General features: G+C 37.2%; 13 protein-coding genes, 1 pseudogene and 1 riboswitch. Of the genes and pseudogenes, 9 read left to right on the top strand and 5 right to left on the bottom strand.

The genetic code is table 11. From position 1 onward, the window contains the following. Nucleotides 1–50: 50 nt before the first annotated feature. From holA to CBF29_RS03665, 3 genes are all read left to right on the top strand, one after another. Nucleotides 51–1,076 (top strand): DNA polymerase III subunit delta, encoded by a 1,026-nt coding sequence (holA, locus tag CBF29_RS03675; RefSeq protein WP_126807464.1) that lies wholly within the window; start codon nucleotides 51–53, stop codon nucleotides 1,074–1,076. Between the two features lie 216 nt (nucleotides 1,077–1,292). Continuing rightward, nucleotides 1,293–1,383, top strand: a riboswitch (TPP riboswitch). A gap of 72 nt (nucleotides 1,384–1,455) precedes the next feature. Further along, nucleotides 1,456–2,046 carry an energy-coupled thiamine transporter ThiT gene (gene thiT, locus CBF29_RS03670; RefSeq protein ID WP_126807461.1) on the top strand — a complete coding sequence of 197 codons (591 nt, stop codon included), beginning with the start codon at nucleotides 1,456–1,458 and terminating at the stop codon, nucleotides 2,044–2,046. Nucleotides 2,047–2,222: 176 nt separating this feature from the next. Continuing rightward, nucleotides 2,223–3,041 (top strand): ZIP family metal transporter, encoded by an 819-nt coding sequence (locus CBF29_RS03665; protein ID WP_126807459.1) that lies wholly within the window; start codon nucleotides 2,223–2,225, stop codon nucleotides 3,039–3,041. Nucleotides 3,042–3,230: 189 nt separating this feature from the next. On the opposite strand, the gene CBF29_RS03660 is transcribed toward CBF29_RS03665, so the two are convergent. Continuing rightward, nucleotides 3,231–3,419, bottom strand: coding sequence for a hypothetical protein (locus CBF29_RS03660; protein ID WP_126807457.1), 189 nt, complete (start codon nucleotides 3,417–3,419; stop codon nucleotides 3,231–3,233). A 510-nt stretch (nucleotides 3,420–3,929) separates the two neighbouring features. Here CBF29_RS03660 and CBF29_RS03655 point away from each other — a divergent pair. Then, nucleotides 3,930–4,778, top strand: a complete 849-nt coding sequence (locus CBF29_RS03655; RefSeq protein WP_245987251.1) for a YitT family protein — start codon at nucleotides 3,930–3,932, stop codon at nucleotides 4,776–4,778. Nucleotides 4,779–4,814: 36 nt separating this feature from the next. On the opposite strand, the gene CBF29_RS03650 is transcribed toward CBF29_RS03655, so the two are convergent. After that, the gene (locus tag CBF29_RS03650; RefSeq protein WP_126807454.1) at nucleotides 4,815–6,074 is read right to left on the bottom strand and encodes a S1C family serine protease; all 1,260 of its coding nucleotides are present in this window, start codon (nucleotides 6,072–6,074) and stop codon (nucleotides 4,815–4,817) included. A gap of 349 nt (nucleotides 6,075–6,423) precedes the next feature. On the opposite strand from CBF29_RS03650, the gene rlmH reads away from it, so the two are divergent. Beyond that, a complete protein-coding gene (gene rlmH / locus CBF29_RS03645; protein ID WP_170169983.1) occupies nucleotides 6,424–6,903 on the top strand; it encodes a 23S rRNA (pseudouridine(1915)-N(3))-methyltransferase RlmH in 480 nt (159 codons plus the stop codon). Nucleotides 6,904–7,212: 309 nt separating this feature from the next. After that, nucleotides 7,213–8,337 (top strand): YcjF family protein, encoded by a 1,125-nt coding sequence (locus tag CBF29_RS03640; RefSeq protein ID WP_126807450.1) that lies wholly within the window; start codon nucleotides 7,213–7,215, stop codon nucleotides 8,335–8,337. Between the two features lie 352 nt (nucleotides 8,338–8,689). Here the strand turns inward: CBF29_RS03640 and CBF29_RS03635 are convergent, their stop codons facing one another. Then, a complete protein-coding gene (locus tag CBF29_RS03635; protein WP_126807447.1) occupies nucleotides 8,690–8,908 on the bottom strand; it encodes a hypothetical protein in 219 nt (72 codons plus the stop codon). A gap of 72 nt (nucleotides 8,909–8,980) precedes the next feature. Continuing rightward, nucleotides 8,981–9,970, bottom strand: a complete 990-nt coding sequence (locus CBF29_RS03630) for a hypothetical protein (RefSeq protein ID WP_126807445.1) — start codon at nucleotides 9,968–9,970, stop codon at nucleotides 8,981–8,983. 691 nt (nucleotides 9,971–10,661) lie between these two features. On the opposite strand from CBF29_RS03630, the pseudogene CBF29_RS13940 reads away from it, so the two are divergent. Further along, nucleotides 10,662–10,805 (top strand): annotated as a pseudogene (locus tag CBF29_RS13940) (ISL3 family transposase); the annotation flags it as partial. 240 nt (nucleotides 10,806–11,045) lie between these two features. Here the strand turns inward: CBF29_RS13940 and CBF29_RS13850 are convergent. Then, nucleotides 11,046–11,984, bottom strand: coding sequence for a hypothetical protein (locus tag CBF29_RS13850; RefSeq protein WP_126807441.1), 939 nt, complete (start codon nucleotides 11,982–11,984; stop codon nucleotides 11,046–11,048). A gap of 480 nt (nucleotides 11,985–12,464) precedes the next feature. Between CBF29_RS13850 and lepB the strand changes: the two genes are divergently transcribed. Together lepB and CBF29_RS03610 are read left to right on the top strand one after the other, a co-directional pair. After that, nucleotides 12,465–13,016: a signal peptidase I gene (gene lepB, locus CBF29_RS03615; protein WP_126807439.1), complete on the top strand. Its 552-nt coding sequence runs from the start codon at nucleotides 12,465–12,467 to the stop codon at nucleotides 13,014–13,016. A 33-nt stretch (nucleotides 13,017–13,049) separates the two neighbouring features. Beyond that, nucleotides 13,050–15,791 carry a leucine-rich repeat domain-containing protein gene (locus CBF29_RS03610; RefSeq protein WP_126807437.1) on the top strand — a complete coding sequence of 914 codons (2,742 nt, stop codon included), beginning with the start codon at nucleotides 13,050–13,052 and terminating at the stop codon, nucleotides 15,789–15,791. The last annotated feature ends 154 nt before the right edge of the window (nucleotides 15,792–15,945 follow it).

Here is a 15,945-nt window from a genome sequence, read left to right as displayed (position 1 = left end):
AAAATAATGCTAAAATTGATAAAGAGAAAACAGAATGGAAGGATATCTACATGACTTTACAAAATGAATTAGCCAAAATTCGTCAGGGGAAAGTGTCACCCGTTTATTTAGTGACAGGAACAGAACAATATCTTAGTGATATGTTTAAAAAGGTTTTAAGGGAACAGGTATTGGAAGATCAAGACGATGAAATGAATGCGATTCGCTTTGATATGGAGACTACACCAATAGCCATCGCCTTGGATGAAGCACGTACATTACCTTTTTTTGGGGATAGACGGTTAGTTCAGATTGATAATCCTTATTTTTTAACCGGCGAACGGGGCAAAGGCGGGGTGGTACACGATGTGGAGGAATTGATTGCTTATTTGCAAGACCCTTTAGAAACAACAGTTTTGGTGATTTATGCCCCTTACGACAAGCTGGATAACAGGAAAAAAATTGTAAAAGAGTTGAAAAATAAAGCAGTTTTGATATCAGCGAACACTATGAAGGAAAAAGAAACACGGCAATATGTCCGGCAAGCTATTGGTGACATGGGCTACGCCATCACACCAGAGGCCTTGGAAGCATTGTTTCAATTATCCAACATGGACTTATCAAAAATCATGGGTGAACTGGAAAAGTTGTTCCTCTATACGTCAGAAACTAAAAAAATTACAAAACCTATAGTAGAAAGTCTAGTACCAAAATCTTTGGAGCAAAATATTTTTGAATTAGTTGAGTTTGTTATGGGCAGAAAATTGGATAAAGCTTTAACCCTCCATCGGGAATTGCTGCTATCCGGGGAGGACAGTATCAAACTGAATGCGATTTTGATGCAGCACTTCAGATTGCTGATACAAGTAAAAATAATGCTTGAAATGGGTTACCAGCAAAGCAATATAGTCGACGTGCTGAAAGTCCATCCCTACCGCATCAAGTTAGCCATGGGGCAAGTCCGCAGATACCAACTAAAAGAATTAGGGAGCATTTTTGACGAATTGGTTGAAAATGATTTGAAATTCAAAACCGGACAGATGGATAAAGAATTATTATTTGAACTATTTTTGCTGAAACATGGTGCCAAGTCTTAACATAAGATAGTCAGTCTAGATGTCTTTTTTAAAAAACAACTTGACTTATGAGCCAGAGTTCAAACCTCTATAGTTAACAAAAAAGGATTCAGGTAAAGTAGTGAAAAGCTGTCGGTTAGATAGAAGTGCATGGGAAACAGTACAAGAGAAATTATATCTTTGGCTGTCAGCGGTCAATATGATATAATGGGGTTGTACGAAAATTAAATAGAACTTGCCATCACAAAGGGGTGCCGTAAAAAGCTGAGATTATACCCTCTAACCTGACTAAGTTAAAACTTGCGTAGGGATTGTGATAGAGTTGCAATCATCATATTGACTTGCTGCTCCTCCTTTCGTTGTATGGTTAATTTCTATACAAATGAAGGAGGATTTTTTTATGATCAATCAAGGAAGTAAGAAAAGGGATTTAAGTGTCTGGGTGGAAGGAACGATTGTTGCTGCTATGGGAATGGTGCTGACATTGATTCCGGCGAATATCGGTTTTTTTGATCTTTCTCTAGGGCTGGTTCCCTTAGCACTGTATTCATTGCGCAGAGGACTGGGTCCCGGCATGGTTTCAGGGTTTATCTGGGGACTTTTGGCAATTGTTTCTGGTGGAGCAATGAAATATTTCTTGAGTGTGCCTCAAATTATTTTTGAGTACCCGTTTGCTTTCGCTTTTGGCGGATTTGGCGGTATTGTTGCAAAAAAATTACAAGCAGGGATTGTTTCCAATAACAGCAAATCAGTTATTACAATGATCGTCTTTGGCGGTTCATTAGCTGCACTGGCAAGATTCTTTTGGCATTTCTGGGCAGGGGTTGCCGTTTGGGGGAGTTACGCCCCAGAAAACATGAGTCCCTACGTGTATTCTTTAATTATCAATGGCACAAGCGGAGTAGCAAACGCAATTTATGTCGTCGGTGTTCTTCTTATCTTATACGGCATTAGACCTCAACTATTTGTACCGACTTCTTCCCGTATTTAATTTAGAAGACTTTTTATTTAATTTGTTCATTGAAAGAAAAGGTGCCAATACGCTTTAAAATCAGAGCCTCTTACAAATCCCAAAAAAATTTTGGTATGTCTAAAAAAATTGTTTGATTCACCAACGTGTGTTACTATTTAGATGAGAAGACAATATTTAGACAGGAGGCTAATATAGTGATAGATTGGTTTATAGGTCTGTTGCCTTGGCAGCAGGCGTTGCTGGGCACCTTGTTTACCTACAGCATGACTGCTTTAGGAGCGGGCCTTGTATTTTTCTTTAAAGATATCAAAAAAGATGTTTTAAATCTGATGTTGGGCTTTGCTTCAGGAGTGATGATCGCTGCGAGCTTCTGGTCACTCCTAGATCCGGCAATCGAACAGGCTAGAGAAAACGGTGATATTCCTTGGCTCGTGGCAGGTATCGGTTTTGCGGCAGGGGGATTGTTTCTCTATATTGCGGACAAATTAATCCCTCATATGCACTTTGGACCTAATCATGAGCGTGAAGGAATGCCAAGTCATTTGAAGAGAACGGTCTTATTAGTTTTTTCTATTACGTTGCATAATATTCCAGAAGGATTGGCAGTGGGGGTTGCCTTTGGTGCAGCAACACAATCATCTAATCCTGTGCAGGCGATGATGGGTGCTTTGGCTGTTGCGATTGGGATTGGGATCCAGAATTTCCCGGAAGGAGCCGCTGTTTCGATTCCTTTGAGACAGGAAGGCCTCAGCCGCTGGAAATCATTTGTCTATGGTCAAGCTTCAGGATTGGTAGAACCGATTGCAGGGGTTTTGGGAGCTATCCTTGTTACTAGGATGACGTTTATTTTACCTTATGCTTTAGCTTTTGCCGCAGGAGCTATGATTTATGTAGTAGTTGAGGAATTGATCCCGGAAGCACAGCAAACCACTACAAAAGGTGCCCACTATGGTGTCTTTGGTGTGATGGTAGGATTTATAATTATGATGGTATTGGATGTTGCCCTCGGCTAAAAGTAAAAAAGCAGTTAAGCTAATAGGGCTTAACTGCTTTTTGTGTTGCTCCAAAAAGTAACGTTTTGGGTTGATGTATCAAAAACGCTGGAATGATTATCGTCTTCCCAGTGTTTACGAGCATCTGATTATTTAATGGCGAGTATGTTGATAAATAACGAATGAAAAATCAGCCAACACTCTTTTTTATCAATACCTGTGACGGTTGTTTTTAGAAGGATTAGAGATAAAACGTACCAAAAAGACAATGATTGCAATTGGAATCAAAATCTTGATGGCAAAAGCCAAGATTCCGCTTAGCAGGGATAAACCGATGGCCGCGATAACGATGAACCCGACAATGGCAAATAGATTATGTACAGAAGATTGATTTCTCATTTTTTAGACCTCCATCTAACTTTCTTTATAAGTTAAGTTTAACAAAAGAAAATAAATTTGTAGTGGTCCCAAAGCCCTATTTTTCTCTAATCAATTGGTAGGAAAGAAATCAAGTTTGCACATAAGATAAACTGGCAGGTCGTTATTTACGGAAAGGTAATAAAAATTATGGGAAAAAAGGATTATTTCATCGAAAGTTGATGATAAGAAGTTGGAAAAGCGTCTGGATATTATGCTGGCTTTATTAGTGAAAAAAAAGAGCAGCAGAGACGATGAAACTCCGCTGCTCCGTACATAGGGGAAAACTTTTGTAAATAAAATTAAAATACAGAATCTAAAAACTCATCCATATTTAATTTTATTAATAATAATCTCATAAATATTCAGGGAAAGCAAGAGTTTTTATGGTTTAATCCAGTTGACAGTGATAGAACAGATTATTTATACTGAATATTATGCGTAAAGGAAATTTTATTTGGACGCAGATTTAATATCTAGGGGGATAAATGAGTGACACGAGAAAATTTTGAAAAAATAAAATCTTTTGGGTTTGTGACATTAGGCGCACTTATTTTAGCACTATCCATGCATTTATTCATGGAACCGAACAATATCGTGGCGGGGGGTGCTACGGGGATTAGTATCATCGTGAGTTACTTATTTCAAATCCCTTCGTTTATTGTATTGTATGCTATCAATTTGCCGCTACTGATTCTGTGTTTTTGGTTATTAGGAAAAGAAGTAGGGATGAAAACAATCTACGGCAGTCTTGTTTTCCCGTTTTTTGCCTGGCTAGTTCAGGATGTGCCGGTATTGACGTCTAATTTATTGCTGGCGGCTATTTTTGGCGGTGTCATGACCGGTATGGGTCTAGGACTGGTGTTTAAAGGGAATGCTTCCACAGGTGGGACTGCGATTCTCTCACAAATCGTGAATGTATATTTTAAAATCCCTTTAGGACTGAGCGTGTCTATTGTAGATGGCGTGGTTATTGTTTTGGCGTTACTGGCCTTTGATGTGGAACAAGTGATGTATTCTTTGATAACATTATTTATTATTGGACGAGTGGTGGATTTGGTTCAAGTGAGTTTCAACCGTTCTAAAAATGTGATGATCATCTCACAGTATCCTAAAGAAATCACGGAGATGGTTGTGGAGAGAATGGATCGAGGATTGACGAAGTTTGATGTAGAAGGAGGATTTGACCAAAATAAGAAAACCATGCTTATGTGTGTGTTGCCTGAAAAAGAGTTTCATACATTAAAAGAAGAAATTTTAGCGATCGATTCCCATGCGTTTGTTGTGGTTATGCCGGCAAGTGAAGTTATGGGTAGAGGGTTTAGCTTGAGCAAAATGTGAAAAAAAGGAGTTTAGCTTAAGCTAAACTCCTTTAGACTATTCATTGGTTCTGAGAGCAGATTGGGTAATCGTCAATTCGACTTCGACAGTTTTCTTATCACTGCCTCTGTAAAAAGTGAGGTCGACTTTGTCCCCAACTTGTTTTTTATAAAGAACAGATTGAAGATCAGAGGAAGATTCGATAGGCTGTCCGTCCATTTCTACGATAACATCATATTTTTCCAATCCCGCCTTTTCAGCAGGTGTGGCAGGGGTCACTTCTAAGACGACAACACCTTTAGTCACGTCTTTTTTCAGATTTAAAATTTTTTCTCGCTGGTCGGAACTGATAGTCGTCAAATCGTACATGCTGACTCCCAGTGCCGGACGAATGACTTTTCCATCTTTTTCAAGTTGGTTAATGATGGACACGACATCGTTGCTTGGAATTGCAAAACCCATGCCTTCAGCAGAAACCCCGTTATTTGAAGAGGCGATCTTAATGGAGTTGATGCCGATAACTTGACCTGCAGCATTCACTAACGCACCGCCAGAGTTGCCGGGATTAATGGCGGCATCAGTCTGAATTGCGTTAATACTGATGAGCTCCCCATCTTTTTCGCTGGTGATAGATCTGTCTTTAGCGGAGATGATCCCTTGGGTGACAGAACTGGCATACTCTGTTCCTAAAGGTGAACCTATGGCAATGGCAGGTTCGCCCACATTAATTTTATCTGAATCGCCAAATTCAGCAACAGTCGTTACTTTTTCACTATTGATTTTAAGCACTGCCAAGTCGGTGAAAGTATCGCTTCCGACAAGTTCAGCTTCAACTGTGGTGCCATCGTTGAATAAAACTTCTAAAGCATCAGAGCCGGAGACCACGTGATTATTTGTGACGATAAAGGCTTCCCCGCCTTCTTTTTTGTAAATCACACCGCTGCCTTCGCTATTGGTTTCCAGTTCTCCAGAAGCATCTTGAGATGTGTCGGCTTCAGAATCATTTGTCCCAAACAGTCCGCCAAAAGGATTCACTTGCTCTTGCTTCTTTTGCAGATTAATGACTGATACGACAGCGTCTTGTGCTTTTTCTACTGCCTTCGTTGTATCGCTTTTCACGTTATAAGTGATATTACTGACTTTAGTTGTATTGGGCGCAGAGTCTGTCGTGGAAGGAGCAGCATCAGGAGTGTTTTGATCCGTGATGACATAGGCGCCACCAAAAGCTAAAATTCCTCCTAATACACCCCCGGCAAGACCTGTACCGAATCTTTTCATAAAACTACGGGTATGGCCCGTCTTTTTTCCTTTTATCATTTTAGTGGTGTAAACACCAACCCTCCCTTACCATTCGTTGTATTCAGTATAACTACCTTACAAATATAAGTCTAACCATATAGTTTGAATTTTTTATGAATATCTTTAGATAAAATAGGCACGAACTATTGAAAAACAATCAACGGCTTATCCACAGTATCCACAGAAGTTTTCCACAGAACGCTTGTTTTGTGAATTGTGGATAATTTTTCCTTTGAAAAAAGATAGAATCAACTATGTGACAAGATGTTTTTTATGTAAATGTGGATAAAGCTGTGGATAAATGTGGATAACTTATTTCTGCTGTGTTAAACTAAACCTTGTAAAATTTTGTGAGAGGGTTTTAAGATTGAAAATTACTATTATTGCCGTGGGAAAATTAAAAGAAAAATATCTAAAACAAGGGATTGCAGAATATGCTAAGCGTTTAGGGAAATATACAAATTTTGACATTGTTGAGGTAGCTGATGAACAGGCGCCGGAAAATTTGAGTAGCAATGAAATGATTGCTGTGAAAGAAAAAGAGGGTGTCAGAATTTTAAATAAAATCAAAGAAACGGACTATGTGTATAGTTTAGTTATTCAGGGGAAAAAAGTTTCGTCGGAAGAGATTGCCCATAGCATGTCACAGGCAATGCTGCACGGTAAAAGCAGCTTGGTGTTTGTTATAGGCGGTTCTTTGGGGTTATCAGAGAAAGTGATTCGACGCAGTGACGAACAACTTTCTTTTGGCAACATCACTTTGCCCCATCAGCTGATTCGTTTAGTGTTAAGTGAGCAAGTGTACCGGGGGTTTAGAATTATGAAGGGGGAACCGTATCATAAATGATGCGGTTTTTTTGACTTATTGATTCTTTGGTTAGGTTGTTTAATCGCTAGGCATTGTGTATCTGACATAACGCTACCCTAGCTATTTATCATCGCTAGCTAGAGCTGATATCTATTTTAATAGGAAATCAGATAGATTTTTTTTAAGTGTATTATTCACTAATTCCCACACAAACTATCATGCCTTAGTTTGTGTGGGGTTTGGTACGAAAGAACTGTATTGACACTTTAGTTATAAGAAAAAAGACAGATTACATGGTATAATTTCAATATGAGTTAATACTTTAATAATAAAAAGGAAGTAAGGCATGTGGAGAAACAAGACTATAAGAAAATTGTTGAAGATACTTTTAATGGAGTGAAAAAAGAAAATCAGGATTTACAGAAGGTTAATTTGTTGGTGGTTGGTAAGAGCGGGACAGGTAAATCAACTCTTATAAATACTGTTTTTGGTGAAGAGATGGTACAAACTGGTGTAGGAAAACCAGTAACAGACCAAATCAGCCTAATAGAAAAAGATGATTTTCCGGTACGAATTTATGATACTGTTGGTTTTGAAATTGGCTCATTAGGCTTTGATATTAAAGATGTTGTAAAATCACTTAAACGTAATCCAGTTCAGCAATTAATAAAGAAAGTACAAGCAACCGAGACACCCGATGATGATATACATATAGCATGGTATGTGATTTCTGGCTCTGGCTCTCGAATAGAAAACGCAGAAATATCATTTATAAATTGGCTGGTTGAGCAAAAGATACCAGTTATTATTGTTTTGACAAAGAGTTACGATTTAATAGAAGCTAACTTACTTAAAGACAAAATAGAACAACTTGTTTCGGTATCTAAGAAAATAATAACAGTCCTAGTAAAAGAAACGGAAACTCAAAAATCATTTGGAATCGAGGAGTTAATCCAGTTAACGTTAGATGACTTACCACAAGTCTTACAAGCGTCTTTCATCCATTCACAAGAAGCTTCAATAAAAGTTAAGTATAATGAAGCGGTAAAAATTGTAACTGCTGCGATGGCAGCTAACTTTGTAACTGGATTTACCCCAGTTCCAGGTGCCGATGCACCCGTAATGGTGGCATCACAAACAGCTATGGTAACTAAGATTACATCTATCTATGGAATTGATGTGGATAAACAAAAAATTGAAACAGCGCTAGCAGGGATGTTAGGAGTATACACGGCAATGATTTCTGGAAAAGCAATTGCAGGTGGGATAGCTAAAATGGTTCCGGGAATTGGAACTGTTGGTGGAGGGTTAATCTCTGGTGGTGTAGGTATGGTTATTACTGGAGCACTAGGCTACGCTTACATTGAGTTAATGGAGTTAGTATTAACAGGGCAAGTAGATTTAAGTACCATTACACCAGCTGCTTTAACTGACCTTTTGCTAGAATTACTACCTAATTATTTACCTAAATAAATATTTAATTACAAATTCAGAGACTTACGGGTCAGTCTCTTTTGGTGAAAATATAATTACCTCATCAGTATTTTTTCAATGTTTTCCCAAATAAGCAAAGATAGTATTCTTTTTATCTAGAATCATTTATCGAAATCAGGAGTTAGGATAGGACTTTTACTGCTGAAAGTAAAGCAAGAGAATAGTAGTTTTGTTTATATGATTCAGAAGTTTTCTAACTATTTTGGCCAATGTTCTTTGTTTTTAAAAACCCAGCCCCAAAGCTTAAATTTTGAGGCTGGGTTCAATATGGGGATGATTTAGCAATTTTTAAGCCTTGTTTCAATAGTTAAGACTTATTTTTTCAAAGGGATTAATCAATGGGATGTCCATGTTCTTTTTTCTGAATTTGTTGTTGTAATTTTTTGATTTTTTTCTTTTTGTTTTCTAATGATTTTTCATGATGCTTTTTTTGCAAATTTTCAATTTCTTTTGTGGTTTGACTGTGTAATCGGGAGGAAGTTTCAATAGTTTTTTCTAGTGCTTTACTAGAAGTTTCTTTTGCTTTATTGAATACTTTTTTGGCAGTCAACTGAAGGATTTTTGAATGGCAGTAACTGCATCTTTTTCCCCCTCATTGATTTCTCTGCCGCATTCTTTACATTTAGTCATAAGTTATTCCCATCTCCTGTTCTTTTAATATTGCGAATTGATTCGCAGGCTGGGCAGATTGCTCCAAGATTATTGTTTCATTATCAAGGAGGAAATCATTTGTCTGATACACACTGGTAATAACTTCAGTAATAGTGTGGCTGAAAGGGTTGGTTGGGTCTTTAAAATAACCGTCAACAGCCAATTGAACTTCTTTGGTCAATACCGTATTTATTTCATGCTCATACATATCTAGAGCATGACTTAGCGAATAATGTTGTTCAAGTTCGGAGTAGCACTGTATTTGAATTTTAAAACACTCGTTGAACAAATATAAATTTTGGAGAACTTGATCTGCTAATTCAGATTTTGATTTATCGTTAAATCGTGTTTTACTATTGATTAATTTTTCCGCTTTGTCCGTTAATTGCTTATATAACATATGTTTGGTATTCGTCACATCTGCAAGAATATTTAGCAAGAAACTTTGTTTCATTTTATCATCTGTGAATAATAAGGCTTGTTCAAATTTTTCTTTTGCAGCAAAAGCCCGTGCATAGCGATCATTTTCGAAGTTTTGAAGAATCTCTCCAATACCTTCGTTTAGTTCGTCAATGCCTTTTTCGATTTTTTTCATCTGGATGAATAGTCCGGCTGCTAACATAGCCGGACCAAGTGCTGGACTTGCTAATTCGGACCTAATGGGCAAATTTTTTACAATTTTATGTGTTGCTGGATTTTTTACGGTGGCCATCATATCCCCGTTTGTCTTTTTCAAAAATGTTAAGGTGCCGTTTTGTATTTGACTGGCGATTTCGGCAGGCATATCTACCACATATTTTGTTTCAAAAGGAATACTTTCAACCAAACCTGGAACTATCAGGGCAAAGTCTGTTAACAACTTAATACTTTGTTCACCTTTAGTCGCAGTTCTTTTTTTAAAAAGAGGGCTTTTTTTGATTTCTAAGGCAGTTTCCGCTTTTATGATTTCATTCTTCTTCACAGTATATACTCCTCCAGTCACTTTATACATTGATTTTATTTTACCATATAAAGCATAAAAATCAGATAGTCAGAAAATCAGAAGTTTAAAAGCAATTAAATTAGTGTAATCAGTATTTTTAGCTGCTAATCGTCTTCCAACTTCTTTCCAACTGAACCCCTAACGTCTGTTCCTAAAAAAACTCGCTTTCCTCAAGAAAATAAACAAACTCAACTCATTGTTGGTCATTTTTTTATCACAAAAGAGGCCTCCAAACTGATACAGTGAAGTCGACAAACACACACATCATCAAAAAGATGGCTCTCATGAGTAAGCATATTAGAAATTCCTCGGATTAACAGATAAAAATATCGTTTTTTTGGAAGATTGGTTAGAAGAAAGAGAAAAGAGGAGTAAGGCAACGATTATCAAGGGTCAACTGATTTGTACTCCATGATGTTGTGAGAGAAGTTAAATATTTCTATTTTTTTGTCGTAATTGCAGTGCAGCTCTTGTCGCTCAAAGTTCATTAATGGTAAAAAATGTCATTTAGCCAAAGAATTAATGCTCCAAACCACGTTAGAATTAAAACAAGTGCTTTTTCCGAAAGCTATTGCCAATCGCTACTTTGTTTCAAGTGTCCCGATTTTACGTGTCCAAGAAGAATTAGTAAATGTTTACACACGTCAATGGGGAACAGCTGCCAGAAATCCTTTGTGTTGATGGGACCACCACTCAACTTTTTGAGATATTAGAAGATTGTCGACTTTTTCGTTTGGTTCAACATTTTACGTGCTGCTCTCGAGAAGTCCCCGTAAAGGTTAAATATTTAGTGATGGATATGAATGCCAGCTACGCCCCTCATTTTGAAATAGCTTGGATTCAAGGTTACCAGAGTAGTTTAGCAATGATACAAAAAAACCCGATAAAGATATTCTTTACGGGTTTTTAGTTTGTGCAGAAATCAGTGTATTTTTAGTCGCTTCTATCATGCTAACGGTCACTACTCTTGTCAACATTTTGTCTTTTTAATGGAGACTTTGTTATTGTTTATCGCAATCATATAGTTCTGAGCCACAAGACGTAATTGTTGATGTTAGGATTGCTCCTTAGATGTGTACATTAGGTAATAAGTTTCTATTTCATCAAGCTGTGTCTGAATATAATCGGTTTGTGAAGTTGGAATAAAAATAGTCAGTGCGGAAAGAATACTATTTTTAAAATTTAACCAGCTATCTTTATTAACCTCTTGATATTTGATACTTTGATTAACGAAAGAAGTTATTTTTTTCCACATGAACAAATACCAGTTGTGCTCAGAAATAATGTAGGTGGAGAACACCTCAGAAATATGTTGAATGTTCTTCTTTTCCCTCGATTTTAAGGACGTTATAAACATTTTAACCAATGCTCGCTCAATAATATCCAATGAATGTGTATTAAGAATATTTTTTTCGCTGATCTCTTTTAAAACTTTGAAGAAAAGTTTAGGAGGAAATTCTTGGAAAGCATTAATCTGTTGATAAGCGAGAAAATCTAAATTATAAATAGTATAAATTGAAGCATCAAGAAGTCGATTATGGATTTTTTTTTCTAGTTCCATGATTTCTTCCTTAGACGTCAAAGTGTATGGGTTAAAAAAATAATCAGCCGAAAGTACTTTATAAAGGGCTTCTTGTTTCCCAAGAGTACGACTTGTGTTACTGCAGTATTTCTTAAATTCTAAAATAAGCTTATTAGTATTTTTTCTGTCATTATTTTTAATTGCGTTTAAACAATCCGTCTTATAAGCAACTGTTTTTGAAAGGGAAACAAGCTTTTCAGTAATTTCAAACGGCGATAACGATAAAATTTCAACAATGATGGCTAAATCAGTGATTCTCATATCACTTTCACCACGAATGAATCGTTGGAAAGTACGGCTAGATACGCCATTTTCATCAAAAATTCTAAATGGTATTTTTTTCTCTTTGCGAATTTTTTCCAAAAACAAAGCAAATTGATCGTATTCGTTTAAACCTTTTTGAGTAAGCATAAAAACCCTCCCTTTTTAGACAGGTTGTCGTGATCTAATCTTTTTATCTATTGTTGTAATATAATTAACATTAGGTAGTTTTAATAGAATAATAATGATTGAAAAGAAAATAAGTGCAATTTTTCGTTCAAAAAAAAACAAAGATTTGATTAGAATCAGTTATTTGCACAGCAGGAATAATTTGCTTTTATTTTGCTAAATATAACTAAATTAATCATCAAAAGGTATTCTTTTTAGACAGCTTGTCTTAATTTTAATTAAAACATTACTGAGCTATTGTACTGAATTTAGTAGAAAATAAATAGTATTTGTTTATGTTTTTAATAAACAGTTCTTTTATTATAATAACTGATGGAGAAGATGATTAAATCAAATATACATATGGAAACAGATGTTTTTTTATAAAATGTTTGTTTTAAGTCAAGATCATATAGTTGATGAAACAAGATTAATAATGGAGTTCAGAAAAAGGATGAAAAGATGAGTTCAAAAACAGCAGCCAGTATCCCTCAAAAGAATAATAACAAGCAAAAGACAATTTTACAAGAAATAGTGTTTATATTGTTTAAAGCGGGGTTGCTTCTAGGAATATTTGTGTTGCTTTTTACCTTTGTTTTTGGGGTTGTTCGAGTTGCTGATGCCAGTATGCACCCTTCTGTCAGAGAGGGAGATATTGTGTTTTTTTACCGTCATGAGCGGGAATTTTCGATAGGGGATGTGATTGTACTCAGGAGTGAAGAGGAAAATCAAGTCAGACGAATTGTGGCGAAGCCTTTTGATCAGGTGGATATCACTGAGATGGGGCTAGAAGTTAATGGGCATCCACAGATAGGTTTGGAGAAATCGTACATTATAGAACAAACCAATCAATTTGTAGATGGTGTTTCATTACCATTGACGTTAAAAGAGGATGAGTTTTTTGTTTTAGGAGATAGTCGTGAACAATCTGAGGATAGTCGGATTTATGGTCCGGTGAAAGCGGCAGATATTCAAGGAGGACTCATGGCCGTGATTCGAAGAAGAAATTTTTAAATAGAATTGTTCAGGAAAGGAGGAGATAAATCGATGAGAAAAAAATATCGTTTAGTTTTGACATGGCTGATTTTACTAGCATTGTTTGTTGTTAGTTTTATAAGCCCAATTCAAAGTTTAGCAGAAAATCTTCAGGATAGTCCTCATGAGGTCACGGCACTGTCCCCAGAAGATGCGGCTGAAAACCCCTCGTTATCAGAATCAATAGAAAAAAACAACGAGGTAGAAGAGGACGTCGCTGTAAGTCAAGAACCAGCGGAGCCGGTTTTACCAGAGTCCGAAGATGGGGCAGAAAGTATCACTGCGGTTGAGCAGGAAAATCAGGAAGCAGAAAAAGATTCTCCAGTCCAAAGGTTTCAATCAGCAGCGCCGCAAGCTCTAAAAAGTACCAGTCCCTCTCCGCCACTTGTTGGGAGTAAACGGATTGATCAAATTTTCCCTGATGCAGAATTAGCACTCGTTGTAGCACGCACCCTCTTCGGGGCTAGTGCAAAGCCATCAAGGAAAGTTGAACAAAAGGATCTAGATAAACTGGAAATTTTATCCACAGATAAAACAGACGTTAATGGAGTAATTTACGGTCCGGTTGATGTGCGGAATATAGAGGGGATTCAATATTTACGTAATGTGCAAGAGATATCCTTTCAGCACGCAAAATATGTTACGGATTTAAGCCCGTTTTCCGTTGCAAATTTCCTCAATTTAAAGCAGCTGTACTTTAAAAATAATCAAATTTCAGATCTTACTCCTTTAGGGCAGGCCAAAATGCCAGCTCTTGAAGAACTTTATTTGGATTATAACAACGTAACTAGTCTGGACGGGATTCAAAATTTAACAACATTAAAAAAATTCAGTATTGAAGATGGAAGTAACACTTCAGGAAATCAAGTGACGTCTTTGGATCCGATGGCGGGATTCACTAGTTTAGAGGAGTTTTACGGCGCAAATAATAAGATAGCAAGTTTAGAACCTCTGGAGAAATTATCGAAACTAAGAGAAGTATATGTGGAAAACAATGCCTTGGAAAACATTGAGGGGATGAGCGGGAAACCAGATCTCACTCACTTCAGTGTCATGAACCAAAAGATTAAAGATATCTCACCTTTAAAAGATTCCAAGAATTTGCAAGTGGTCTATTTTTATAACAATCATATCAGTAGTGTGGAGCCTCTTCGGGGGATGAAGCAGTTAGTAACGGTACAACTAGATACTAACGAAATTTATGATTTATCACCACTAAGCGGAGCCACTGGCTTAACGACAGGACTTACTGCAACCGAGCAGACGGTCAAATTGCCAGCAAAAAGCTACACGTATCTCTTGCCATTTACCATGTCCAATGTTGTGAAGGAGCATAAGGGGGCTTTGGTTCCGCCAAAGACTATCTCTAACAGCGGAAAGTATGCTAACCCCAACGTGACTTGGAATTTAGAATCAGGTATATCTGAGGTCACTTATACATGGGAATCAGCGACAAAAATGACAAATGGGGAGTCACGATTCACCGGAATAATTACTCAGCCTCTTGTTGAGCTAGAGACGATTGACATGAACATATCTAACAAAATCATTGGAAAGCAACCAACGGGTGGTGTCATTCACTACGAATTGAAATTGACAACAGCGGATGGACAAGTTATCCAACCAGTGAAGAATGATTTGCCATCTAGTGGAACAACAGGAGTGGGCACTTTTTCTCTAGCAAATGACGGTAATATTCCTGTAAAGGCATTGCCGGGGACAACCTACGAAGTCCTGGAAAAAGTTGATACTGATTTGTATGAGGCTTACTATAGCAGGAATCATCCGTCTCTAGTAGAGATGGCAAAACTTCCAGACGATAGAAAAGTGACCGGCACATTAACGCTAACCAATGATCCAAACCTATTAGAATTTACCAACGTGGCTAAAGTCGCGTTCCAGATTAAGAATGAATTCGAGCCAGATTTGACTGGTGGAAATGTTTTTTATGATGTGGTGTTCACCTATCCAGACGGTACAACTAGTGGTGAGACATTCAAAAACCAATCTATAATAGCTGGGCAAGTCTGGAAAAAAATGGTGCCTTCTGGGACTAAGTATGAGATAACTCAATCAGCTGTTCCAAAGTATGAGCCTTCAGCGACAATCACAGAAAATTCTGTAACATTACCTGTTCATATTGGAAAAATTTCTGAAAGCTTAATCGTAACGGGAGAAGCCATCAATGATGAGGATCAGGTGCTTTTCCGAAATACGAAAGTTGAAAGATTAAAGATTACCAATAAAGACACCAGTAAATATCCGAATGTGAATCAAGTGTTTTCCTATCAATTAAGCTTAGCAAAAGGAAAAGAACTTGGAGCTACTCCAGCCGGCTACACCGCTAAGAAATATGCAAACGGTCAGTTGCTGGAAACGATTGATTTTTCAACACATGGGGCAACTAGTTTTACACTAAATCATAATGAAGAGCTGGTGTTCGATGAACTGCCATTGGATATTACTTATACGATTACCCAATCTGGTGTGCCTACATATGTGACATCCCAGACAACAACAGCAGCTGGAAATGACTCTAATTCTGCTGGTGAAAAAGACCAAGGGCTGACAGTGACAACCCCGATGTCTTTGGGCGGGAATCAAGTTGATTTTATCAACAATTCTGATTATCAACCTGTTGTAACAGGTGTTTCATCAAAGCATCATGGGGCTTTAGTAACAGTAATTTTACTAATCTGCGCAATCGCAGCCTATTTCATTCGCTTAATCTGGCAAATAAAACATGCCAATTAATAATAAACATAGTCTAAACACTATAAACCTGGATAATTCATACTTATTTGAAAAAACAAGATAAACACTTTTGTGACGGTGTTTATCTTGTTTTATTTTAACACCCTTTGGGTGTACAAAAAGAGCCCCAATCTGTTATGGTTAAAGCGCCTAA

Origin of the sequence: Vagococcus elongatus (genome assembly GCF_003987645.1) — a bacterium.
Taxonomy (GTDB): Bacteria; Bacillota; Bacilli; order Lactobacillales; family Vagococcaceae; genus Vagococcus_A; species Vagococcus_A elongatus.
This window is presented reverse-complemented; position numbering and strand designations above follow the sequence as displayed.